Annotated in this window: 21 protein-coding genes and 1 other RNA gene; 13 read left to right on the top strand and 9 right to left on the bottom strand. The window is 38.9% G+C overall.

Annotated features, from left to right (window positions below; all coding sequences use genetic code 11):
* Positions 1-90: 90 nt before the first annotated feature.
* Positions 91-765: a head GIN domain-containing protein gene (locus tag B2W36_RS17470; RefSeq protein WP_293888959.1), complete on the bottom strand. Its 675-nt coding sequence runs from the start codon at positions 763-765 to the stop codon at positions 91-93.
* 132 nt (positions 766-897) lie between these two features.
* Positions 898-1,977 (bottom strand): class II fructose-bisphosphate aldolase, encoded by a 1,080-nt coding sequence (gene fbaA, locus B2W36_RS17465; RefSeq protein WP_293888957.1) that lies wholly within the window; start codon positions 1,975-1,977, stop codon positions 898-900.
* Between the two features lie 325 nt (positions 1,978-2,302).
* Here fbaA and B2W36_RS17460 point away from each other — a divergent pair, with 325 nt between their 5' ends.
* The 6 genes from B2W36_RS17460 to B2W36_RS17435 all read left to right on the top strand — a co-directional run bounded on the left by B2W36_RS17460 (position 2,303) and on the right by B2W36_RS17435 (position 8,367).
* A complete protein-coding gene (locus tag B2W36_RS17460) occupies positions 2,303-2,650 on the top strand; it encodes an arsenate reductase (RefSeq protein WP_293885086.1) in 348 nt (115 codons plus the stop codon).
* A gap of 168 nt (positions 2,651-2,818) precedes the next feature.
* Positions 2,819-4,765 (top strand): M1 family metallopeptidase, encoded by a 1,947-nt coding sequence (locus B2W36_RS17455; RefSeq protein ID WP_293888955.1) that lies wholly within the window; start codon positions 2,819-2,821, stop codon positions 4,763-4,765.
* Between the two features lie 121 nt (positions 4,766-4,886).
* A complete protein-coding gene (locus B2W36_RS17450) occupies positions 4,887-5,573 on the top strand; it encodes a carboxypeptidase-like regulatory domain-containing protein (RefSeq protein ID WP_293885088.1) in 687 nt (228 codons plus the stop codon).
* Between the two features lie 109 nt (positions 5,574-5,682).
* A complete protein-coding gene (locus B2W36_RS17445) occupies positions 5,683-6,096 on the top strand; it encodes an Rrf2 family transcriptional regulator (protein ID WP_293885089.1) in 414 nt (137 codons plus the stop codon).
* A gap of 7 nt (positions 6,097-6,103) precedes the next feature.
* Positions 6,104-6,751, top strand: a complete 648-nt coding sequence (locus B2W36_RS17440; RefSeq protein WP_293888953.1) for an NAD(P)-dependent oxidoreductase — start codon at positions 6,104-6,106, stop codon at positions 6,749-6,751.
* A 131-nt stretch (positions 6,752-6,882) separates the two neighbouring features.
* Positions 6,883-8,367 (top strand): amino acid permease, encoded by a 1,485-nt coding sequence (locus B2W36_RS17435; protein ID WP_293885091.1) that lies wholly within the window; start codon positions 6,883-6,885, stop codon positions 8,365-8,367.
* Between the two features lie 61 nt (positions 8,368-8,428).
* On the opposite strand, the gene B2W36_RS17430 is transcribed toward B2W36_RS17435, so the two are convergent.
* Positions 8,429-8,971, bottom strand: a complete 543-nt coding sequence (locus tag B2W36_RS17430; RefSeq protein ID WP_293885092.1) for a DUF1543 domain-containing protein — start codon at positions 8,969-8,971, stop codon at positions 8,429-8,431.
* A gap of 156 nt (positions 8,972-9,127) precedes the next feature.
* Here B2W36_RS17430 and B2W36_RS17425 point away from each other — a divergent pair, with 156 nt between their 5' ends.
* On the top strand, positions 9,128-9,997 hold the full coding sequence (locus B2W36_RS17425; protein ID WP_293888951.1) for a serine hydrolase: 870 nt from the start codon (positions 9,128-9,130) through the stop codon (positions 9,995-9,997).
* Positions 9,998-10,090: 93 nt separating this feature from the next.
* Here B2W36_RS17425 and B2W36_RS17420 read toward each other — a convergent pair whose 3' ends face one another.
* From B2W36_RS17420 to B2W36_RS17405, 4 genes are all read right to left on the bottom strand, one after another.
* A complete protein-coding gene (locus B2W36_RS17420; RefSeq protein ID WP_293885094.1) occupies positions 10,091-10,633 on the bottom strand; it encodes a hypothetical protein in 543 nt (180 codons plus the stop codon).
* 84 nt (positions 10,634-10,717) lie between these two features.
* A complete protein-coding gene (locus B2W36_RS17415; RefSeq protein ID WP_293885095.1) occupies positions 10,718-11,605 on the bottom strand; it encodes a bifunctional 5,10-methylenetetrahydrofolate dehydrogenase/5,10-methenyltetrahydrofolate cyclohydrolase in 888 nt (295 codons plus the stop codon).
* Between the two features lie 64 nt (positions 11,606-11,669).
* On the bottom strand, positions 11,670-13,460 hold the full coding sequence (gene lepA / locus B2W36_RS17410) for a translation elongation factor 4 (protein WP_293888949.1): 1,791 nt from the start codon (positions 13,458-13,460) through the stop codon (positions 11,670-11,672).
* Positions 13,461-13,607: 147 nt separating this feature from the next.
* Positions 13,608-14,597, bottom strand: coding sequence for a cation diffusion facilitator family transporter (locus tag B2W36_RS17405; RefSeq protein ID WP_293888947.1), 990 nt, complete (start codon positions 14,595-14,597; stop codon positions 13,608-13,610).
* Between the two features lie 266 nt (positions 14,598-14,863).
* Here B2W36_RS17405 and B2W36_RS17400 point away from each other — a divergent pair, with 266 nt between their 5' ends.
* From B2W36_RS17400 to B2W36_RS17380, 5 genes are all read left to right on the top strand, one after another.
* Entirely contained in the window at positions 14,864-16,069 is a 1,206-nt protein-coding gene (locus tag B2W36_RS17400; RefSeq protein ID WP_293888945.1) for a pyridoxal phosphate-dependent aminotransferase, read from the top strand.
* Positions 16,070-16,261: 192 nt separating this feature from the next.
* Positions 16,262-18,292, top strand: coding sequence for a M3 family metallopeptidase (locus tag B2W36_RS17395; RefSeq protein ID WP_293888943.1), 2,031 nt, complete (start codon positions 16,262-16,264; stop codon positions 18,290-18,292).
* A 328-nt stretch (positions 18,293-18,620) separates the two neighbouring features.
* Positions 18,621-18,988: a transfer-messenger RNA gene (ssrA, locus tag B2W36_RS17390) on the top strand.
* Positions 18,989-19,478: 490 nt separating this feature from the next.
* Positions 19,479-19,982 (top strand): GNAT family N-acetyltransferase, encoded by a 504-nt coding sequence (locus tag B2W36_RS17385; RefSeq protein ID WP_293882321.1) that lies wholly within the window; start codon positions 19,479-19,481, stop codon positions 19,980-19,982.
* A gap of 74 nt (positions 19,983-20,056) precedes the next feature.
* Positions 20,057-20,497 (top strand): hypothetical protein, encoded by a 441-nt coding sequence (locus B2W36_RS17380; protein ID WP_293888941.1) that lies wholly within the window; start codon positions 20,057-20,059, stop codon positions 20,495-20,497.
* A 61-nt stretch (positions 20,498-20,558) separates the two neighbouring features.
* On the opposite strand, the gene B2W36_RS17375 is transcribed toward B2W36_RS17380, so the two are convergent.
* Together B2W36_RS17375 and B2W36_RS17370 are read right to left on the bottom strand one after the other, a co-directional pair.
* Positions 20,559-21,377 carry a universal stress protein gene (locus tag B2W36_RS17375; protein ID WP_293888939.1) on the bottom strand — a complete coding sequence of 273 codons (819 nt, stop codon included), beginning with the start codon at positions 21,375-21,377 and terminating at the stop codon, positions 20,559-20,561.
* 116 nt (positions 21,378-21,493) lie between these two features.
* On the bottom strand, positions 21,494-22,381 hold the full coding sequence (locus B2W36_RS17370) for a sugar phosphate isomerase/epimerase family protein (protein WP_293888937.1): 888 nt from the start codon (positions 22,379-22,381) through the stop codon (positions 21,494-21,496).
* 265 nt (positions 22,382-22,646) lie between these two features.
* On the opposite strand from B2W36_RS17370, the gene B2W36_RS17365 reads away from it, so the two are divergent.
* Complete coding sequence (locus B2W36_RS17365; RefSeq protein WP_293882313.1) at positions 22,647-22,829, top strand: hypothetical protein; 183 nt, start codon at positions 22,647-22,649, stop codon at positions 22,827-22,829.
* Positions 22,830-23,222: the final 393 nt, after the last annotated feature.

The following is a 23,222-nucleotide window of genomic DNA, read 5'->3' as shown; positions in this document are numbered from 1 at the left end:
TTTGATCTCTTACATCAGATATCAGTTCAATTGATAAAAATTCAATAAAATCAACACAAAGTAAAATTGACAAATCCAAGACAGTTTAGCTTATTTAAAATTGACTGTGCCCCCCGCCATTTTCTTCTCTACACGTTGTTCTGGTTTTCCATAGACATCAATGATACCACCGCCGCGCGTTTTTGTTTCAATGGAATCAGCGGCATAGACATCTGCTTTACCGCCACCATTGACAGTAACCATAGTAGTGGAAGTCTTAAAATCTTTCCCCTCATATTTGCCTCCAAAGTTCGAGATAATCTCTTGTTTGTTTGCCTTTCCATACAGCGCTATTGTGGCACCCGAAGTTACTTTGATCTCAACTGTTTTTACGTCAGCATACAGATCTACCAGCCCGCCCTCCGAAGCATATACCTTTAAGTGATCGGCCGAAATTGTATTATCTGTGGTCGCAAATACCTTAGCGCCCTTTTTCGCTTCAACATTGCCCAAAGTTTTATAATATACTTTAACAGATATATTGCCTCCTTGAAGCATATTCAACGCGTTCATTTTCAACACCAAGGATCCGTTGGTATTCACGACCTTAACATTCTCGTGATTTTGTCCTTCGAAGGTTACCAAAGACTCATTTGATTTAATCAGCTCAACCTGAATCTTGTCGGTCGCTAATACTGAAGAAAAATCGCCAACATTTTGCTTTATCTGACCAAAGCTAACTTGGGCCATTAATAAAAGTATTACACTAACTCCTAAAAATTTCATATTTATTTGACTTTTTATTGTTGATTGTCAAAAAATAAGCCAATTGCTATCAAAAACGATATATTTAACCTATTTTGACATAAAAAAACGCCCTCTCTGAGGGCGTTTTTTCTATGCTATTCTTTTCGTGGATTACAGTTTACTATTTACATCTACAGCGTTCAAGTCAGCGAATGCTTCTTTCAAACGGGCAACAAATGCTTCCTCACCTTTACGCAACCACACACGCGGATCGTAATATTTTTTATTTGGCGAATCAGTTCCTTCTGGATTACCGATCTGTCCTTGCAAATAGTCGTGATTTTTGGCTTCGTATGCTCTAACACCTTCCCAGAACGCCCATTGCATATCTGTATCGATATTCATCTTGATTGCACCGTACGAAATCGCTTCTGCAATTTCTTCAGGCGAAGAACCAGATCCACCATGGAACACAAAGTTTACTGGCTTTTCAGTACTAAGATTATATTTTTCACAAATATACTCTTGTGAGTTATGCAAAATAACTGGCTGTAACTTTACATTACCTGGTTTGTAAACACCGTGAACATTTCCAAATGCAGCTGCTACTGTAAATTTATCAGATACTTTCGATAATTCTTCAAAAGCATAAGCAACTTCCTCTGGCTGAGTATACAATTTTGAACTGTCTACGTCCGAGTTGTCAACACCATCTTCTTCTCCACCTGTAACACCTAACTCAATTTCTACAGTCATCCCTAGTGGTTTCATTCGAGCCAAGTATTTTGCCGAAATTTCAATATTTTCCTCAATAGGTTCCTCAGAAAGGTCCAACATATGCGAAGAGAACAATGGTTTACCATGTTGAGCAAAGAATTTTTCACCAGCATCCAACAAGCCGTCAATCCAAGGTAAAAGTTTCTTAGCGGCATGATCCGTATGCAAAATAACAGCTACACCGTAATGCTCCGCTAATAAATGAACATGCTGAGCTGCAGACACCGCTCCCAATACACAAGCTTGTAAATTATCATTGTTCAAGGTTTTACCAGCATAGAATTGTGCGCCACCATTTGACAATTGAATAATTACAGGAGAATTTACTGCTTTTGCAGTTTCCATAACCGCATTGATAGAATTTGTCCCGATAATGTTTACCGCAGGCAAAGCGAACTTATGTTTCTTCGCAACTTCAAACAACTCTTGTACTTGATCTCCTGTCAATACACCTTTAAAATCTTTTAGGCTCATATTTTTGTTATTGATTTATTTTAATCTTTCATGAAACTTGAAGCTACTAAATTATTAAAAATTATTATTACTTCCTAATTTTAACAGTGTACTAAATACACTATGATTTGCACAAAATGTAAAATCTTGACTTTTCAAAAGAAATGTAACAATCAGATTTTTAGGAAACTTTCACATTCTTCCCTACTTCATAATTAGATCACAACAAACTATCCCTACTCGAATTGAATTTGTTATTCTGCGCCGCAAAAATATCCTGAAGTACAAATTATTAAAAAAATGAAAGAGGATTGATTAAATTTGGATTCACTAAATTGTATCTCTTATGCTACACGTATACGGTATCAAAAATTGCAACACAGTAAAAAAAGCACTTACATGGCTGAAAGATAATAATGTTCCATTTGAATTCCATGATTTTAAAAAAGAAGGTGTCAGTGAAAATAAATTAAAAGAATGGGAGACTCATGTAGATTGGGAAGCTCTAATAAACAAAAAGGGAACAACATGGAAAAAGTTGTCACAAGAAACGCAAAATCAGGTCGTTGATAGTGTAAGTGCAAACAAGCTCCTCCAAGAAAACACCAGTATGATTAAACGTCCTATTGTTGAATATAACAAAGGAATAATATTGGGATTTAATGAAGCAGAATATGTAACAAATTTAAAATAGTTTTAGGCAACTCTCATGGGCGGAGGCTTAGAAAAGCCTTCAATTATCCAAAATAAGCCCTTCAGTTTTCCTTTTATCCGTTAACTCATGAAACGCACATTGCGTTTTTTTGGCTCAATCTACTTTTCATTGTATATTGGAGGACATAAATATAATTTAAATAAAAGTATGATGAAAAGAATTGCACTGGCTTCCTTAAGCCTTTTGGCGTTGAGCCATGCTTTACCTGCCTTTTCGCAGGAGAAAACATCCAACTACAGCTATACCGAAGCCTTTGCTCCTCTATTCTTTAAAAACAATGGCAATGACTATCGCTCGGCTTCCGGAAAACCAGGACCGGCGTACTGGCAAAATGCAGCAGACTACAAAATACAGGCTTCGCTGAACGATCAAAACGATCAAATTACAGGTTCTGTTGAGATTACATATAGTAACAATAGTCCAGACAATATGGATTATCTCTGGTTACAATTAGATCAAAATATGTTTTCGCAATATGGGCGTGGTCAATTGATCTCCCCATTGACCAGCAGTCGTTACGGTGATGGCAACTCGACATTTGACGGCGGATATCAGATCCAATCCGTTACCGATGCCAACGGAAGCGCAATCGAGCATATTATTAACGACACACGGATGCAACTTAGACTTCCTACATCTTTGAAAAGTAAGGGCGGAAAAATAACATTTAAGATTAAATACCAATATACAGTGCCAAAGTATGGTGCCGATCGCACAGGGATACTTGATACGAAAAACGGTAAAATTTATGCTATTGCACAGTGGTTCCCAAGACTTTGCGTTTATGATGATATTCGGGGATGGAATACCCTTCCTTATACCGGGCCCGGTGAATTTTATCGGGAATTTGGAAATTACCAGGTTGAAATCACCACCCCAGCTAATCATATGGTTGTTTTGGGCGGCGAATTGTTAAATCCACAAGAAGTATTTACGCCCGAACAACTCAAAAGATACCAACAAGCGCAATGCAGCGACGAGACTGTAATTATCCGATCTGCCGACGAAGTTAACGACAAAAACTCGCGCCCCATTAAGAAAAACTTAACCTGGAAGTATCAACTTAATAATGCTCAAGACATCGCCTGGGCATCTTCTACAGCATTTATACTCGACGGTGCGAAAATCAATCTGCCTAGTGGAAAAAAGGCTCTAGCTTTGTCAGCTTATCCAGAAGAAAGCAACAGCGACAATGCCTGGGAACGCTCTACAGAATATACGAAAGCCGCTATTGAGATCTATTCAAAAAGCTGGTTTGAATATCCCTATCCAGTAGCTGTCAATGTCGCTTCCAATGTTGGAGGAATGGAGTATCCGGCTCTTTCATTTTGTGGCCATCAGGCCAAAGCGGGATCCTTATGGGGAGTCACCAACCACGAATTTGGTCATAATTGGTTTCCAATGATTGTTGCATCCAATGAACGTGAGCATGGATGGATGGACGAAGGGTTTAATACATTCATAAATGAACTTGCGACAAAGGAATTTAATAATGGCGAATATTACCGCAGTCAGGCAAGCAGATCTTACATATTTACGGCTCGTAATCTAGAACCAATCATGAGTACACCTCAAAATATGAAAGAACGTAATATTGGGGCTCTTGTCTATTACAAACCGGCTTATGGGCTTAAATTATTGCGAAACGAAATTATTGGTTCTGAGCGATTCGATTATGCCTTTAAAAAGTACATCCAAGATTGGGCATACAAACACCCGACTCCTGAGGATTTCTTCAAAGCCATTGAGAATGGTACTGGAGAAAATCTAAATTGGTTCTGGCGCGGCTGGTTTGTCAACAACTGGCAAATGGACCAAAGTATAAAGTCTGTTTCCTATGTCAACAACAATCCTAAATTTGGTGCCCTTGTTACCATTGAGAACTTGGAAAAATTGCCGATGCCCGTGACTGTTGAAGCAACAACCATATCCGGAAAGAAGATACGTAAAAAACTGCCAGTGGAAATATGGGAAAGGAACACGATATGGCAGTTTAAAATACCAACCGCAGAATCATTACAATCTGTACAAATAGATCCAGACATGGTGATGCCGGATAAGAATCCTGACAATAACTCATGGAAAGCAAATTAGCCAATTTCAAATTGTATTCTTTATTTTTGAGTAAAGAACGATCATGGATATAGGTTGATAAACAAAACAGTAAATACACTGTTCATATATAGATTGAAAGTACATAACTATAACTATTCGAATGAAAATATTACAAGCGATTCTAAGCTGCTCACTTCTTATGCTAATGAGTGGACATCTCATTGCACAGGAAAAGACAAAGGGAATTATTATGGAACTTGTCAGCGGTGAGAAAATCGAGGCTGCACAAATTCAAAATCTAAGAACAAAGGCTGAAGTACAGACTAATAGAGATGGCTCATTTGCTATTGATGCGGCAATTAACGACCTGCTTTTGATTAAAGCGGTGGGTTATGAACAAGACACGGTCTTTATTTACGATAATAGCCTGCGGAGAATCTATTTGAACAGAATGAATAATGTAATTCAGCTGAATGAAGTCGTTGTCGAAAGGATGACTGATAGTAGACTTGCTACTGAAATACAACGCGAAAAGACTGCAGGAAAATATTCGGACGCAACTCAGAACCGCGGGGGCATACGGATTTCTCCAAGTCGTATATTTAGTAAAGAGGGAAAACAAGCTCGTTCAAATTATAAGCTTCTGGTAGCTGAACTCGAGAAGAGAGCAGTTGATAGAAAATTTACAGAGAATCTGATTAGAGAATTGACTCCACTCAGTGGGTCGGACCTAGCCTTGTTTAAGGAACGATTTAGACCTTCCTATAAATTCGTCCAAAATAGTAGCCAAGAGTCTTTGAAGGTGTATATTATGGATAGCTATAAGAAATTTAACGAGAAAAAATAAGAAAAACTTTTATCACGTGATTGTCAGAAGGTTTTAAACTGTAATATTTTTTACATCAGTTTAAAACCTTTTCTGTTACTTTGTGTTGTAATTTAAAAATCAGCAGAGGATGTTACACAACTTGAGATTTGCAACGGCATTACACATCATGGTTCTCGCGCAACTAGAAGAGTCAAATCAATGGCTTTCTTCTGAGTACATTGCGTCGAGTATCCAGATAAATGCCAGTGTGGTTCGCAAAGAAATTGCCTCTCTCAAAGCAGCATCTTTACTCATTAGCAAAGAAGGTAAAGGCGGTGGTATTCGTATCAATCCGAATAATCCAGCGATTGATTTGGCAGATATTTATCTGAGTACCAAACAGGCAGAATTCGGAGGAAAGTTTAACAGCCCTAACCCAGACTGTATGGTTGGTAAAAATATCAATTCCAGATTGCATGATCTTTATCAGGAAGTCGACACTGATATTGTACAGCGTTTGCGAAAGTTATACCTAGCTGATTTTAGCAAAACATTTAAATAAAAAAGACATGAAAGTAGCAGTAATTGGATCAACAGGATATGTAGGATCTCATCTTGTAAAAGAATTGGCGAACCGTAACTACGACGTCGTTGCTATTGCACGCCACCCAGAAAATACGCCATCGAATGAAAGAGTAAATAAACTACAAGTAGACATTAATGATAATCATCAATTGGTTTCAGCTCTAAAAGATGTCGATGTTGTCATTTCGGCTTTCAATGCCGGCTGGACGAATCCCAATCTGTATGAGGATTTTACAAAAGGAGCACTAGCTATCCAACAGGCTGTTAAGGATTCAGGTGTTAATCGCTTCATTGTTATCGGCGGTGCAGGAAGTTTATTAATAGATGGAAATCGATTGGTCGATTCCCCTGATTTTCCAAAAGAAATTAAACCGGGAGCCTTAGCTGCAGCCGACTATTTAGATATCATCAAAAAAGAAACTGAACTTACCTGGACCATGTTCAGTCCAGCGATAGAAATGAATTCTCATGCTGGCGGAATACGCACCGGTAAGTATCGAACAGGGCTAGATACTCCGGTATTTGATAACGAAGGCCGGTCCAAATTATCAGTTGAGGATCTTGCTGTCGCAATAGTAGACGAAATTGAAAATAAACAATTCCTCAATAAACGCTTTACAGCAGCGTATTAGTACTCAATCAAGCATTTGATTAAGATTTATTACAAAAGGGAAGAGCAATCTTCCCTTTTTTCATTGATATCATTTATATTTGACATTAATTAAACAATTAAGAAGCTAAATAATCGTAAATCATCAATCCTATGTTATTTAAAAAATCGATTCCTCAACTGATTGCTGAGGCCAATGAAAATGGTGAACACACGCTAAAAAGGACACTGTCGAGTTCGGGTCTAATCGCTCTGGGAGTTGGGGCCATCATCGGAGCAGGCCTTTTCTCTTTAACAGGAATTGCTGCCGCTGAAAATGCAGGTCCAGCTGTTATCCTATCTTTCATCATCGCAGCAGTAGGCTGTGGCTTCGCAGGTCTTTGTTATGCGGAATTTGCTTCTATGATTCCTGTTGCGGGGAGTGCATATACCTATTCTTACGCTACAATGGGGGAATTTGTTGCCTGGATTATCGGATGGGATCTTGTGCTTGAATATGCATTGGCAGGAGCTACTGTAGCCGTCAGCTGGTCTCAGTATTTCAATCAGCTTCTAATGATATTTCATATCCAACTACCCGACACCCTGCTCAAAGGTCCTTGGGAAGGCGGAGTTGTTAATTTGCCTGCCATCGTTATTGTCTGTTTACTATCTCTCTTATTAATGCGCGGCACACAGGAATCATCCCGTGTTAATAATATCTTGGTGATTCTAAAAGTTGGGGTCGTCTTAATTTTTATCGCCTTGGGATGGAGCTTTATTAATCCGGCAAATCACAATCCATTTATTCCTACAAATGCAGGTGAAGAGCTTGTGAAAAGTGGACAACAAAGCTTTTGGTCATTTTTAAAGAGTGATGATTTTGGTCACTTTGGTATCAGTGGAGTGTTGCGTGCAGCAGGCGTTGTATTTTTTGCATTCATTGGCTTTGATGCGGTGAGCACCGCTGCCCAAGAGGCAAAGAATCCTAAAAAAGGTATGCCAATAGGCATCATCGGCTCGTTAATAATCTGCACACTTTTGTATGTTTTATTCTCCTACGTAATGACTGGTATTGAAAACTATACCATGTTTAAAGGCGACGCAAAACCTGTTGCTACCGCTTTTGCGAAAACAGGATATCATTTTCTAAACACAGCATTGATTATTACGATTATTGCGGGGTACACTTCAGTTATTCTCGTGATGTTACTCGGCCAGAGCCGTGTTTTCTATTCAATGAGTAAAGATGGTCTACTTCCAAAGATATTTTCCGATCTATCCAAAAGACAGACACCCTGGAAAACCAATGCTATTTTTATGGTATTCGTCAGTATATTCGCAGGTTTCGTTCCGGTTTCAGACCTGGGACATATGGTAAGTATTGGTACACTGTTTGCCTTCACATTAGTTTGCGTCGGCATTTTAGTGCTCCGCAAAACTGATCCTAATTTGGAGCGACCATTTAAAACACCATTAGTACCTTTTGTTCCGGTCATGGGCATCTTAGTTTGTATTTTAATGATGGCTTCGTTGCCAATAGAAAGTTGGGAACGTCTGGCCATCTGGCTTGCTATAGGGTTATTGATTTACTTCGTGTATGGTAAAAAACATAGTGTCATCAGAAAACGACATCAAGATAAACAAAATATAGTTTAAACAAAGTAGGCTTCTTATAAAGAAGCCTACTTTGTTTAAAAAGATCACTAATACATCTAAACTACAACGCGCTTAGTTTAAAATATCCGTTAGATATAATATCCTCTTCCCGATCGGCATTTGGTCTAATTTGAATACCATACTTACATCTATCAACTTGCGATAATAGATCTTCTATCTCATAAATATCATCAACATCCAAGCCATACTTATCATCAATATGCGCCGAACTATGATGCTTCCAAAAGGCAGTGCGTTTCGCCTTTTCAGTCGCTTTCGCCAAATTAGAAGCGACGATAAGCTCCTTGTAATGAAACTCATCAAATTCATTTGGCTTGTACCCTCCTAAATTGACGAAAAACAACTTTAATTCGGAATCATTAGTTTGTTCATCGCTCCTCTCAACAACGTTGATTTCATACTCTCCGACCTTATGCACAATACGGTAAGCATCAATGTGAATTTTACCATCAGCCTCTGGCCAAAAATCTTTAATTGGATCGACAAAATCTTTGAGCTCATCACCAATTCCAAAGAAAATATCATGCTGCTCTGTTCGCCTATTTTTCGGTTTACAGCCGATCAAAATCATAAATAATCTCATAATATACTAATCAGTTTTTCACTATCTCTGTTAAAATATCCCGTTTATTTTCATCAGTGTTCATACATAAGAATCATGAATATTTCATAACTTAAGCCCTGTAAACAATAAAAGTAACTATTATCCATCACATTCAACATGTATTATACGTTAACAATGCGCAAAATATTCCTATTATCCACTTTAGTTTTTTTATCACTATCATCGTTTGGGCAAAGGCCCTCCACCGATAAAAAACTTGAATCGAAAATAATACAGCTGATTCAAGGTTTTCGGGGCGATGTTGGCATTTATGTACATCATCTCAAAAAAAATAAAGAGGTCAATATTCAGCCTGACAGCATTTTCCCTACCGCCAGTATTGTCAAAATACCTATTTTAGTTGGCATATTTGATAAAATTGAAAAAGGTGAATTACAGCTTGATCAGCAACTGGTGTACCGCAGTAATCAAAAATATGGTGGCTCTGGGCTCATGCAATTTTTTAAGGACAGTACAGAAGTGGACCTGAAAACCTTAATTGGTCTTATGTTGTCATATAGCGATAATGTAACCAGTATCTGGAATCAGAAACTCGCAGGGGGTGGGGTCGCAATCAATAAATTAATGACCGACCTTCGACTAGTGCACACGCTTGTCAACTCACAGACTGAGGGGCGAAAATCGGATTGGGAAAGATATGGTTGGGGGCAGACAACCCCCAAGGAGATGGCTGATTTGGTGACATTGATCCGAGAAGGAAAAGTTGTGTCTGCAAAATCTTCCGATCAGATGTATCGCCTTCTGGGAAATATGTTCTATGATGGGCGAGGGCTTTCACAAATCCCGGCAACTGTAAAAACCGCATCTAAAACAGGATCTCTAGACGATGTGCGTAATGAGGTTATTCTAGTCAATGCACCGAAGGGAGATTATGTTTTCAGTATATTCACCAAGAATAATGCTGATAAAAGTTGGGGAAAAACCAATGAAGCTGAAATCCTCACTCGGAAGCTTTCAAAATTACTATGGGATTATTATCAATAAAAATCAAGCTTATACTATAAAAATGAAACGATATAATAAAGGGACACCGTATAATGTGTCCCTTTATTATATCAAGAAGGGTCAATATAGTATTTAGTTCTTTAATGCTTCACCGACATTCTTAGCTTTTCGGCTTATATCGTCACCAACCTTTTTGGAAGCATCTTTTACATCGTTAGCAGCATCTTTCGTACCGGTAGCGACATCATTTGCAACATTCTTCGTGCCTTGAGCGACATCTTTTGCAGCATCTTTTGTTTTATCAACTGCTGTGTTCGTTGCATCTACTGTTGCATCTTTCGCGTCTTTTAACCCTTCTTTTACATCCTCTCCAGCATTACGCAATGCTGCTTTAGTTTTTTCCCATGCCGTATTTGCTTCCTCTGAAGCTGCACGAGCTTTTTCTTCAGCTGCTTTATCGCCCTTCGCAATAGCTTCATCCAAATCCTTTTTTGCCTGCTCGGCTTTTAAACGAGCATTCTCCTCCGCATTTTTTAAATCTGCTATTGCTGCGTCTACGTGCTCGCCTACTGTCTGAGCTGAATCGGTAGTTACAGTATCTTTTTTCTCCGAATTGTTGCAAGAAGACATTACCAATGTTCCTGCCACGACTGCTAAAAATGCAATTTTTTTCATTATATATTGATTGATAAGTGTAGTTTTTCAAATGCTCATTAGAGCACATATATGAATTTACAACTTCTATGCCAAATAGAAAAATTATTGCTTTGGATAGATTGTTCCTTTCGCGGCTTCTAATGTATTTTTCAGTAAACCCACGATAGTCATTAGCCCAACTCCACCAGGTACAGGTGTAATCCAGGATGCCTTAGGAGCAACATTTTCAAAATCAACATCACCATATAGCTTAAAGCCGGATTTCGTTTCTGTAGAAACCTCTCTGTTGATACCTACATCGATAACGACAGCACCTTCTTTAACCATGTCTGCGGTAACAAAATTTTTCTTTCCGATTGCTGCGACAACTATATCTCCACGCAAAACCTCTGCGCTAAGGTCTTTTGTGCGACTATGTGTTAAGGTAACAGTACAATTACCTGGATTAGAATTCCGCGCTAACAATATACTCATTGGCGATCCCACAATATTGCTTCTTCCAACAACTACTGCATGTTTTCCTGCTGTTTCAATTTTATAATAATCCAACATCAACATAATACCATATGGTGTAGCAGGAATAAAACAAGGAAGATTACGCTGCATACGACCGAGGTTGATGGGGTGGAATCCATCTACATCTTTACGGTAATCAATTGCTTCGGTAACTTTATCCGGATCAATATGTTTTGGTAAAGGCAACTGAACAATCAATCCATCAATAGACCCATCCTGATTGATTTCTTTGATCTTGGCAATCAACTCTTCCTGAGTAATGCTTTCGTCATAGCGAATGTTCGTTGATTCAAAGCCGACCAACTGACAATTGCGCATTTTACTAGCCACATAGGTTTCGCTACCACCATCATTACCAACGAGTATAGCAACCAAATGAGGTTTACGACCAGTCTGTGCTGTAAACTCAGCAGCATCCAACGCAATTTGCTCTTTAATTTTTTCGGAAACTAGTTTACCATCTAATAGATTCATGTTTAGGAGATTTTATTGTATTTAAAAGGAGCTCTTGAGCTCCTTTATTATTGTGTTATTTTGATTAATCTAATTTCAATACCGCCATAAATGCAGATTGCGGAATCTCTACGTTCCCAACCTGACGCATGCGTTTCTTACCTTTCTTTTGTTTCTCCAAAAGCTTACGCTTCCGGGAGATGTCACCACCATAACATTTTGCTGTAACATCTTTACGTAAAGCGGAGATCGTCTCACGTGCGATGATCTTTGCGCCGATTGACGCTTGGATACGAATTTCAAATTGTTGACGTGGTAACAGTTCTTTTAGTTTTTCACAGATCTTTTTACCAAAATCATAGGCGTTACTTCTGTGAATTAACGAAGATAAAGCATCTACTGGTTCATCGTTCAGGCGGATATCCAATTTTACCAGATCTGACTTACGGTAACCGATCTGGTGGTAGTCGAATGAAGCATAACCCTTTGATATCGTTTTCAACTTATCATAAAAGTCAAATACAATTTCTCCCATTGGCATCTCAAAAACCAATTCAACACGATCCGAAGTTAGATAATGCTGATTCATAATCGTTCCACGTTTTTGGATACAAAGTGACATGATTGGTCCTACGAAATCCGATTTCGTAATAATATTAGCTTTGATATAAGGTTCTTCAATTGAATCCAATTTACTTGGATCAGGCAGATCAGATGGGTTATGTACGATCACTTCCTCTTGATCCTTGGTCATATAAGCCTTATAGGATACGTTGGGAACCGTCGTGATAACGGTCATATCAAACTCACGCTCCAGACGTTCCTGAATAATCTCCATGTGGAGCATACCCAAGAAACCACAACGGAAGCCGAAACCCAAGGCTGCTGACGACTCTGGTTCAAACACCAAAGAAGCATCGTTTAACTGCAAACGGTGCATCGATTCACGCAACTCCTCATAATCCTCGGTATCGACAGGATAAATACCCGCAAAGACCATCGGCTTCACCTCTTCAAACCCTTGGATAGCCTCAGAACAAGGTCTATCCTTATGCGTAATGGTATCCCCAACTTTCACCTCACGTGCTTCCTTAATACCAGAAATGATATAGCCTACATCACCTGTCTTAATGACTTCTTTAGGTACTTGATTTAACTTCAGTGTCCCAATTTCATCGGCAAAATATTCTTTCCCAGTAGCGACAAATTTCACGCGGTCGCCCTTTCGGATCTCACCATTTTCAACTTTAAAATAAGCCATGATACCACGGAATGAGTTGAAAACTGAGTCAAAAATCAACGCTTGCAAAGGTCCATCAGGATCGCCCACCGGATGTGGGATACGTTCCACAATAGCTGTTAAAATATCCGCAACGCCAAGACCTGTTTTTCCCGACGCAGGAATAATCGCATCTCGGTCACCACCGATCAAATCCACAATCTGATCTTTTACTTCTTCTGGCATAGCACCTGGAAGGTCCATTTTATTGAGGATCGGAATGATTTCCAGATCATGTTCCAACGCGAGGTATAAATTTGAAATCGTTTGTGCTTGAATGCCTTGAGATGCGTCCACGATTAATAAAGCGCCTTCACAAGCAGCAATTGAACGCGAAACCTCATAGGAAAAATCCACATGCCCTGGGGTATCAATCAGATTCAAAATATATTCCTGACCATCTTTGGTATAATTCATTTGGATGGCGTGACTCTTGATTGTAATACCACGTTCACGTTCCAAATCCATATTATCAAGTAATTGTGCCTGTGCCTCACGCTGACTAATGGTATTGGTATACTCTAAAAGGCGGTCTGCCAAAGTACTTTTGCCATGGTCAATATGCGCAATAATACAGAAATTACGAATGTGCTTCATATAGGATTTTTAAACTCTTTTGCTAAAAGGCAAAGATACCTTTTTTTATATATATTTATATAAACTAGCTTTATTTTAGTTAGCGCCGGGCGATGAGATCGAATAAGGCGTAATGTCCTTAAAGATCAGCACCATAATAGGGCTTCGCTATTCAGCAATAGTATATAAAAAATGTTTTTGATTTCGCGTGACATTATCTCTGTCCCAAGAAATCCGCTCTCCAAATTGCTCTGAACGAATTGGGCAGTTGCCAACCTGACAATATTGGCAACATTGTGGGAGACAAGGGTCAGCATGCACAAAAAATTCGGTCCGCACCGACATCTCTTCATTAACGACCTTATCCACTGCAGATATTTCATCATGTACCTGGGTTAGGTCAAGATAACGGGGGAGTGTAAGATGACAATCGACGTGAAGCTCATTTCCATAGCGCTGTACACGAAGATTATGGACATCAATCCATTCATCTTTCCTGTTGCTTTCCAAAATGTTAACAACATCCCCCACGAGCGCTGTATCCGATTCATCCATCAACCCACCAATCGATTGGCGAAGTAACTTATAACCATTAAACAGAATAAAAAGTCCCAGCATAACTGAGATGACAACATCGATCCATTGAAAGCCAGTCAGTTTCATCAACAATAGCCCCAATATCAATCCGATCGTGCTATACGCATCAACCTGCAAATGCTTTCCATCCGCCACCAAAGTAATTGATCCCAATGCCCGACCGCGCCTCATGATATAAAACCCCACTACAAAATTTATCACAGATGTCATACCAATCAAATAAATCCCTTGTTCAAGATGTGTTAACGCTGCAGGAAAGAAAAGATTGTAACAGGCTTTCGCTAGGATAATTGCACCCGCGATAAAAATAAGTCCACCTTCCAAAAATACCGAAAAGAACTCCACTTTACCGTGTCCATAAGGATGATTCTCATCCCTAGGCTGAGCTGAAAGATAAATACTATAAAATGCAAAACCAGAAGCGACCACATTAACAATACTTTCCGCCGCATCTGTAAAGATTGCACTGGAATCTGTTAAAAAATAGGCGAAAAACTTCACGACCATCAAACCTATCCCGGTGAAAAGCGATAATAAGACCAATCTTCTTTGTCTTGACATGATGCTGTAATCTTAATAAAAACTTATATGAGCAAACCACGAAAATGATGCCCTGCCAATCTTTTGTGAGCGCAAAGGTAAAGATATAAAGGCAGATCATATCGATTAGTTTTACACAGGTGAAGTCAAGAAAAAAATAAATAACTGTGCTAAATCGCTTCAACAGCCCTTTTATTAAAAATGCTCAATAAAAGAGTTGCTTTTGTTTGTAAATTCTCAAAATTAAAGGAGATTATTTGCAACGTATATAATATCTTTGTCTTATCATGAGCACATCATCATACTTATCAGACAGGATAAATAATTTGTCCGAATCGGCTACACTTAAAATGACCAAGTTGGGCCGCGAATTAGCAGCAAAAGGCGTTAATGTAATTAGCCTTAGCGTAGGTGAACCTGATTTCAATACACCTGAGCATGTAAAAGATGCAGCGAAAAAAGCCCTAGATGAAAACTGGACGCGTTATTCGCCTGTACCAGGATACCCTGAACTTCGCCAGGCAATTGTAAACAAGTTGAAGACAGAAAACAATTTAGATTATGATATTTCTCAAATTGTTGTTTCCACGGGTGCAAAACAATCCCTGTCTAATGTGATTCTGACCTTAATCAATCCAGGTGATGAGGTGATTATACCAACACCATATTGGGTATCGTATTCAGAAATGGTCGTTTTAGCAGAAGGTAAATCGGTATTTATCAATACTGAAATCGACAACAACTTTAAGATTACACCGGATCAATTGGAGGCGGCAATTACACCAAGAACCAAATTGTTTATGTTCTCTTCGCCAAACAACCCTACAGGAACTGTTTATAGCAAGGATGAATTAGCTGCATTGGCCCAAGTTTTCGAAAAACATCCTCAGGTATTTATTCTATCTGATGAAATCTATGAACATATCAACTTTGTCGATAAACACGAATCCATCGCCCAGTTTGAAAGCATCAAAGATAGAGTGATCATCATCAATGGTTTTTCAAAAGCATTTGCAATGACTGGATGGCGCTTAGGCTATATCGCTGCCAACAAAACCATTGCTGCCGCAAATGATAAATTACAGGGACAGACAACCTCAGGTACCTGTTCAATTTCTCAACGTGCCGGTATTGTCGCGTATGAACAAGGATTAGAGTCTGTCAATAAAATGAAAGAAGCTTTCGCTCGTCGTCGCCAATTGGTATACGATCTATTGACTGAAATCCCAGGTGTAAGAACAAATCTACCAGAAGGTGCATTCTATTTCTTCCCTGAAATCTCTTCGTTCTTCGGTAAAAAAGACCAAGATGGCAATGTCATCAAGAACTCATCTGATTTGGCCTTGTACTTATTGAATGTTGGCCACGTAGCGACAGTAGGTGGAGATTCTTTCGGTAACGACAACTACATCCGTTTGTCCTATGCAGCTTCAGATGAAAGTTTGATCGAAGCTTTAAAAAGAATCAAAGAAGCATTAGAAAAACTAGCCTAATCTCTTATACCAATAAAAAAAAGAGCTCCTCTGAGCTCTTTTTTTTATCCCATCCCAATCTATTCTCCGCTGATTAAATTCCCTGATTTTTCACGACACAGCCTCAACTCTCCCAAGTTCAAATATCATCTCAGCTCCATAATTTAAAGTAGATACTATCGCTTGAAATAAATATTTATTACATTTACTCCTATGAGTATTTTAACAGATAAATTTAAAACGCAGCACGACACTGCTCCGTTTTCACAGATAAAAAACGAAGATTACATTCCCGCATTTGATGAAGCTATAAAGAAAACAAAAGATGAGGTCGATGCTATCGTCAACAATCCCGAGCTGCCGACCTTCGATAATACAATCGCAGCCATCTCTTATTCAGGCCAGACATTAGACCGTTTGTCCAGTATTTTTTTCAATCTCCATTCAGCTGAAACCAATGCTGATATGGAAAAAATAGCGCAGGATGTGGCGCCTAAATTATCTGCATTGGGTAATGATATCACCTTAAATTTCGATCTTTTCAAAAGGGTTAAGGCTGTATACGATCAAAAAGATCAACTGACATTGACGGTAGAACAAACGACCCTATTGGAAAAATCTTATAAGGATTTTGTACGCAATGGTGCGCTTTTGAATGATGAACAAAAGGAAAAGCTCCGCGAAATAGATGCCGAGCTATCGCTTTTAAAATTGAAATTCGGAGAGAATGTCCTCGCCGAAACCAATGCCTACCAGCTGTTGGTAACCGACGAAAAAGATCTCGCCGGACTTCCAGAAGGTGCCATAGAAGCTGCACATGCTTTGGCTAAAGCCAACGAAAAGGAAGGCTGGCTTTTTACCCTGGACTTTCCAAGTTATCTTCCATTTGTTACTTATGCCGACAATCGGGAACTTCGCAAAGAAATTACCCTCGCGGCAGGCCGCAAAGCATTTCAGGATAACGAGTATAACAACGTAGATAATGTTCTGAAAATTGTAAAACTCCGCTTCGAAAGGGCCAAATTATTAGGCTACGCAACCCACGCAGACTTCGTCCTTGCCGAGCGTATGGCACAGAACCCAAGCAAAGTCACTGAATTCTTAAATGACTTACTCGGAAAAGCAAAACCAGCGGCAGTGCAAGAATTTGAAGAATTATCCCAATTTGCAAAAAACTTGGATGGCATAGACCAATTGGAAAAATGGGATGGTGCTTATTATGCCGAAAAGTTGAAACAAGAACGCTTTAATTTGGACGATGAAAAGCTCAAACCCTACTTCAAACTCGAAAATGTCTTGCATGGTGCCTTTGAAGTGGCTCATCGTTTGTTTGGCATCAACTTTAAAGAGGTCGATAATATTGACACCTACCACGAAGAGGTGCAAACATTTGAGGTCAGTAAAGACAATGGGGAATTAGTTGCTATTTTCTATGCCGATTTCTTCCCGCGTAAAGGCAAGCGAAATGGTGCCTGGATGACATCGTTTAAACCACAATACATCCAAAATGGTAGGCAAGAGCGTCCACATGTATCTATTGTCTGCAATTTTACGCGTCCTACAGCTTCAAAACCGTCATTGTTAACTTTTCAGGAAGTAACGACTTTATTCCACGAATTTGGCCATGCCCTGCATGGTATGCTGGCAGATAGCACCTATCCCACTTTATCTGGAACTTCCGTTTATTGGGACTTTGTAGAATTACCTAGTCAAGTGATGGAAAATTGGTGCTATGAAAAAGAAGCCCTTGAATTATTTGCCAAACACTACGAAACTGGCGAAGTAATCCCAATGGAACTTGTCGAAAAAATCCGAGAAAGCGCTTCATTTCTTGAGGGCATGGCGACAATGCGCCAATTGAGCTTCGGTTTATTGGATATGGGTTGGCACGGACAAGACCCGACGGCAATATCAGACCTTAAAGCATTTGAAGATGAACAGTTTGCCTCAACAAAACTCTATCCAGATGTTAAGGAGAATGCCATGAGTACATCCTTCTCCCACATTTTCAATGGTGGTTATTCTTCGGGCTATTACAGCTATAAATGGGCGGAAGTACTGGATGCAGATGCTTTTGATTACTTCAAACAGAATGGTATCTTCAATAAGGAAATCGCAACCAAATTCAAGGATAATATACTTTCAAAAGGTGGTACAGAACATCCGATGGTCCTTTACAAACGCTTCCGCGGACAAGAACCTTCAGTAGACCCCTTGTTGAAAAGGGCTGGATTGACCAGATAATTGAATTTATCATCATAAAAAAGCTGGATTTCAAATCCAGCTTTTTTACTGTAAACGTAGTTATACCAATTTATCCCAAGAATTTCCTTAATCGACCAAAATACCGATAAAATATGAGTATCTGAATAAATTGACGTATAATCTAGCGTTTTTTAGCTTAGCCGAATACACTGGTTTAGGTAAATTCCTTAAGCTTTATCAATACCATATTTTGGCTCTCAACAATATTAAAATATCACTTGTTTCCATTTAGAATAAACGCACTAAAATAAGAATCCCTCACAATTTGCTGATTAAGCAAAAAATAGTATCTTTGTATAACATAATTGGGGTTGACCGGAATTGACAGGATGGAGACGGTTATGTAAGCATGTAGTGCGTTGTTAGTAGAGCACTTTAATCTGAACTTTCAGAATTATAACTGGCGAAGAAAACTACGCCTTAGCTGCTTAAGTTAGACTTAACATAGCTATTTGTCCCGTTAGATCCTGTTCTTTGGTTTAACATTCGGGGCATCGAACAATAGAACTGGCAGGTGTGATGTTGCTAAGCACTTGTGAGAAACAGCAACTACGGCGTACGGTATAGGTAAGCGACTCACCTTCCCTCGCCCGACAATTAAAGAGAAGCTAAACATGTAGAAAGCGTATACAGTACCATGACTGGACGAGAGTTCGAATCTCTCCAGCTCCACAAATAAAAAAACCTAACTGACGTTAGGTTTTTTTATTTATTACATAATCGGTTTATAAAACTTATCCTGCAAAATTCCATCTCCCATATCTCCCGAATATTCCCATTTATTCCACAGAATAAACTTTTCGAAAACAGAATTGTACTACCAAAAAGAACCTCGCTGGAAAATCTTCCTATCATCCAAGCCCTACGCTGTTCTTATCCAGCCCCCTTTCCGAAATATTCTAGCTATATGCAAATCACTCCTAAATGAATATTATGCTATTGGATTTAAAAAGCAATTTATATAAGTTTGGCAACAACATGTATATTAGATAGCTTATCTTCATGAATAAAACGATATTACAATCTGGAGCATAATTATTTTGAAGTTCAGAATGATGGTAGGCCCGATTACAAAAAAAAGCATTGGAACGACGTCATGACAGACTTTCTAACTTGGACATTAGAGCAAAAAACAACAGTGAATAGCAATTAAACAGTAAAATCCATGCATCAATTAAAATTTCGCAACGCCGAACAACAGGATTTACCATACATCGTAGAAATATACAATTCAACAATTGCCTCTCGTATGGTCACAGCAGATACAGAACCTGTATCTGTTGCGAGTAGACAAAAATGGTTTGACGAACACAACGCTTCAAAAAGACCATTATGGATGGTGGAAGATCAAAATAATCAACTCCTTGGATGGGTCAGTTTCCAATCGTTCTATGGTCGTCCGGCTTATGATGCCACAGTAGAAATCAGTATCTATTTGGACGAACAGCAACGAGGCCGGGGTCTAGGTAAACAGATTCTCCAGCACTGCATGGATAAAGCCCCAGGTTTAGGCGTACATACCCTGTTGGGATTTATCTTCGCGCACAATCTTGCCAGCATCGCGTTGTTTGAAAAAATGGGATTCGAGGAATGGGCTAATTTACCCAATATTGCAACGCTCGATCAGGAAGAGCGAAGCCTAAAGATACTAGGGATAAGAATTAAATAAACTAAGGTTATACTATTAACAGCCATTATTTAAAATAAATGGCTAAATTATAGCTTAAACAATAAAGATTTCATATGAAACGCTTAATCCAAATCTCTCTGCTGGCGATCGCTCAACTATTCTTCCTTTCCAGCTCTCTGTTGGCCCAAAACCCTGAACGGACAAAAACTGTCACAATCGCAAGCGACTCCGCGTATACCAAAATCATACAAGCGTTTCAAGATGGCGGGCATTTTATTTCACAACTGGATCGATCCTCTGGATTCGTTCAGACCAGTGCGTACTTTGAAAACAAGAAGCTGCTTAGCAATAAAGAAGGTGAAAAAATAATTACAAATTTTTTGATAACCCCGTTGAAAGGGGGCGGTTCAAAGATAGTCCTCAATATATTTCTAATAGAACGTCGTAGGGGAGGTAGTTCTGAATCACCAAATTATTATGATCTGGATAAGGGAATTATTCGAGATAATAGATTTTACCAGCAGATTTGGGACAAAATATTACCAACTCTATAATATACCAAACTAAAACTAGGCCCTCTGAACCTAGTTCTGCAGGGCCAATGGTGTTAAAAGATTAAATCGAAATCGTCAGCAATGGAATATCCAACCCCGATGCCATCATACGAGTCTTACTTCGATGGGTCAATGAACTCCAAAAACCATACTTATAGGGAATCATAACCAGCAGATCTGTATTACTTTCTTTAACTTCGTCACGAATGGCTTTTACAACCTCATTGGAGGTTACATTTTTGTAGTAATAACTTACAATTCCCATCACATCGTTGATGGCCTCCCGTGTTTCTCTTCCTTTTTCTTCATTCAGCTGCTCAACGGTCTTACGAATATTGAGTACCTCCAATACTGCCCCAAAATCACTCGCAAAATCCTTCACTTTTTCTAAAATTTCTTTTTGCACACCACGAACGACATCACAGGCAAAAAGAATATGCTGAAGACCCGTAAATTTTGCGCCAAGCGGAATAGAAAGGATCGGTATTTTTAATTTACTAATAGCTGCAGTTGTCGTATTACCAAGCATATCCTGATCAAAAGAACGTTTAGCCATACCCATCACTAACAAATCGGCCCCTGTCTCTTCGATACATTTGGTCATTTGATCGTAAAATAGACCTGCAGCTAGATATGGAATAGCCACAACACCGCTCTCAGCAGTAATAGCATCAGCCTTATGTTGTAGAATCTTGCTTTGATGTTCAACTATTTTAAACATAGAATCGGGAGAAAGCCGAGCGTTCATCGCATGAATTGAAGGATTTTGAAGGGAAAATAAAACGAGTTCATACTCTTTTCCAGCAAATACTTCCATAATAAATTTTAAGGCATGCTCTGCCTCCTCCGCATAATCTGTAGCAACAATAATCCGCTTCATATCATCCAATTTTAAATGAAAAAAAATCCTTTTTTATTATCCTCAAGTTACCGAAAAATAATAAATCTATCAAACGGATCATTGTCGAAACAGCGTCACTTTTCTCCCGACACTCCTTATTTTAAATAGCTTGCTTTAACAAAAGGGGCTTTTTTCAAATAATCAATACTTTGCTGTAGACCAGTGTAAATATCATTACGAGTTTCTTCCAACTCAACAAAGATATATTGTAATCCCGCCGCTTTTGAATTGTTAAAAATCGCATCAAACCCCACCATACCGCTCTGACCAATTTCACGGTGATCTTTGATATGTAATGCTTTAAATCTACCCGCATATTTATTGAAATAATCCACAGGACTAGCCTGTCCCATTACCGCCCAATATACGTCCATTTCGAAAAAAACATTCTCAGGATTTGTGTGCTCGATCATATAATCATACATCACTTTATCTTCCACTTTTTTGAATTCATGTGAGTGGTTGTGATATCCGTATACGATTCCCTGCTGGCGGCATTTGGCGCCCACCGCATCCAGATAACGACACTGTGTTTCCAGATCTTTAAGTGTTTTAGGAACCTCCATCCAAGGCGTAACAATGTATTTCATTCCCGCAGCTTTGTGCGTAGCGATACACTCATCCCACCATTTTAAAGATTCCGTAAAGTCTCCAGAGGATAGCTCCTTTTCTGACAAAGTCTTCGTTGCATGTGATGAAATTACCTTCATTCCCGCCTTTTCCACTTTTGCTTTGAACTCCTGTGGACTCAAATTATATAATTTGCCATCCTTGTATCCCGCAGCTTCCACTCCTGTATAGCCTAATGCAGCGATTTTTTGCAGAATCTGGTCGAAATTTGGGTTCTTCCCGATTTCTTCACGTACAGAATATAGCTGTAGACCGATTTCCTTTTTTGCAGCTTTTTGTTGCGCAAATGTTGGAGTAATCGCCAACATCATACATCCAGCTACCAATGTTCCGATAAGAGTTCTTCTTTTCATTTAGTGCTCAATTATTTTTTTATAGACTACATTAAACACACAATCATCTGTAAACGCAGTGCTCAGAGATTATTTAGGGTGTTGCGTTCAATGTACCTGCAATGTATGTAAATACTGGAAAAAACACAATGTTTTATCGCCTTTATTTGTTTCAAATGCAAAATAGCCTCTCATAAAGAAGTTATTATCCAATTAAAATTATAAGCCAACCCCAACAATTTATCGCTCAGCACTGTTCTAGTTATGTAAATTAACATTTTTAATTATGGAAAATAAGTATAATACGCCCGAAAATAGCGACCACAAACAGGAGGAGAAACTACCAGAAGTGGCCGTAGAAGAAAAGGATGATTTACCAGCCGGCAAAAACATCAAGCGCACACTTATTATCGCGGTATGCCTATTGATCGTATTTTATATCATATATTATTTTATGAGTGGAAAATAATAAACAACTTCCACTACTATACAACTTCCACAGCTTCGACAGAATTTGACGGATTCCTTGAAACCGAAGCTGGGAAATTGTTTTTTTCATACACGGTAGATACCCAGTTGGCTGGACCAACAATTGGCCATCGTGATTAAATGCTAGACAACTATCTTAAAGCACCACAACGCACCCGCAGGAGACGACGAGGATAAACCGATAGTTTCTTTTATATGATTAGTTTTTCTATCCCCTAGCGATAAGGTAACAATGTACCATACTCGTTAATATGGGGAAGGTGATGTAAGGTCCGTTTATTAATTTAAAGAATTTCTGCTATTACACATTCTTCGATTACGCTAAAATAAATCTCTTTCCCACTTATAAAAGGCTATTGTAACAAACATAACA

The sequence above is a fragment of the Sphingobacterium sp. UBA3549 genome (assembly GCF_002376635.1).
Lineage (GTDB): Bacteria > Bacteroidota > Bacteroidia > Sphingobacteriales > Sphingobacteriaceae > Sphingobacterium.
The sequence above is the reverse complement of the archived record's forward strand: the minus strand, read 5'-3'. Positions and strand labels throughout refer to the sequence as shown.

What these genes read in the sequence shown, in the direction of transcription:
- B2W36_RS17470 (WP_293888959.1), bottom strand. Translation starts at nt 765, where the DNA reads ATGAAATTTTTAGGAGTTAGTGTAATACTTTTATTAATGGCCCAAGTT.
- fbaA (WP_293888957.1), bottom strand. Translation starts at nt 1,977, where the DNA reads ATGAGCCTAAAAGATTTTAAAGGTGTATTGACAGGAGATCAAGTACAA.
- B2W36_RS17460 (WP_293885086.1), top strand. Translation starts at nt 2,303, where the DNA reads ATGCTACACGTATACGGTATCAAAAATTGCAACACAGTAAAAAAAGCA.
- B2W36_RS17455 (WP_293888955.1), top strand. Translation starts at nt 2,819, where the DNA reads ATGATGAAAAGAATTGCACTGGCTTCCTTAAGCCTTTTGGCGTTGAGC.
- B2W36_RS17450 (WP_293885088.1), top strand. Translation starts at nt 4,887, where the DNA reads ATGAAAATATTACAAGCGATTCTAAGCTGCTCACTTCTTATGCTAATG.
- B2W36_RS17445 (WP_293885089.1), top strand. Translation starts at nt 5,683, where the DNA reads ATGTTACACAACTTGAGATTTGCAACGGCATTACACATCATGGTTCTC.
- B2W36_RS17440 (WP_293888953.1), top strand. Translation starts at nt 6,104, where the DNA reads ATGAAAGTAGCAGTAATTGGATCAACAGGATATGTAGGATCTCATCTT.
- B2W36_RS17435 (WP_293885091.1), top strand. Translation starts at nt 6,883, where the DNA reads ATGTTATTTAAAAAATCGATTCCTCAACTGATTGCTGAGGCCAATGAA.
- B2W36_RS17430 (WP_293885092.1), bottom strand. Translation starts at nt 8,971, where the DNA reads ATGAGATTATTTATGATTTTGATCGGCTGTAAACCGAAAAATAGGCGA.
- B2W36_RS17425 (WP_293888951.1), top strand. Translation starts at nt 9,128, where the DNA reads ATGCGCAAAATATTCCTATTATCCACTTTAGTTTTTTTATCACTATCA.
- B2W36_RS17420 (WP_293885094.1), bottom strand. Translation starts at nt 10,633, where the DNA reads ATGAAAAAAATTGCATTTTTAGCAGTCGTGGCAGGAACATTGGTAATG.
- B2W36_RS17415 (WP_293885095.1), bottom strand. Translation starts at nt 11,605, where the DNA reads ATGAATCTATTAGATGGTAAACTAGTTTCCGAAAAAATTAAAGAGCAA.
- lepA (WP_293888949.1), bottom strand. Translation starts at nt 13,460, where the DNA reads ATGAAGCACATTCGTAATTTCTGTATTATTGCGCATATTGACCATGGC.
- B2W36_RS17405 (WP_293888947.1), bottom strand. Translation starts at nt 14,597, where the DNA reads ATGTCAAGACAAAGAAGATTGGTCTTATTATCGCTTTTCACCGGGATA.
- B2W36_RS17400 (WP_293888945.1), top strand. Translation starts at nt 14,864, where the DNA reads ATGAGCACATCATCATACTTATCAGACAGGATAAATAATTTGTCCGAA.
- B2W36_RS17395 (WP_293888943.1), top strand. Translation starts at nt 16,262, where the DNA reads ATGAGTATTTTAACAGATAAATTTAAAACGCAGCACGACACTGCTCCG.
- B2W36_RS17385 (WP_293882321.1), top strand. Translation starts at nt 19,479, where the DNA reads ATGCATCAATTAAAATTTCGCAACGCCGAACAACAGGATTTACCATAC.
- B2W36_RS17380 (WP_293888941.1), top strand. Translation starts at nt 20,057, where the DNA reads ATGAAACGCTTAATCCAAATCTCTCTGCTGGCGATCGCTCAACTATTC.
- B2W36_RS17375 (WP_293888939.1), bottom strand. Translation starts at nt 21,377, where the DNA reads ATGAAGCGGATTATTGTTGCTACAGATTATGCGGAGGAGGCAGAGCAT.
- B2W36_RS17370 (WP_293888937.1), bottom strand. Translation starts at nt 22,381, where the DNA reads ATGAAAAGAAGAACTCTTATCGGAACATTGGTAGCTGGATGTATGATG.
- B2W36_RS17365 (WP_293882313.1), top strand. Translation starts at nt 22,647, where the DNA reads ATGGAAAATAAGTATAATACGCCCGAAAATAGCGACCACAAACAGGAG.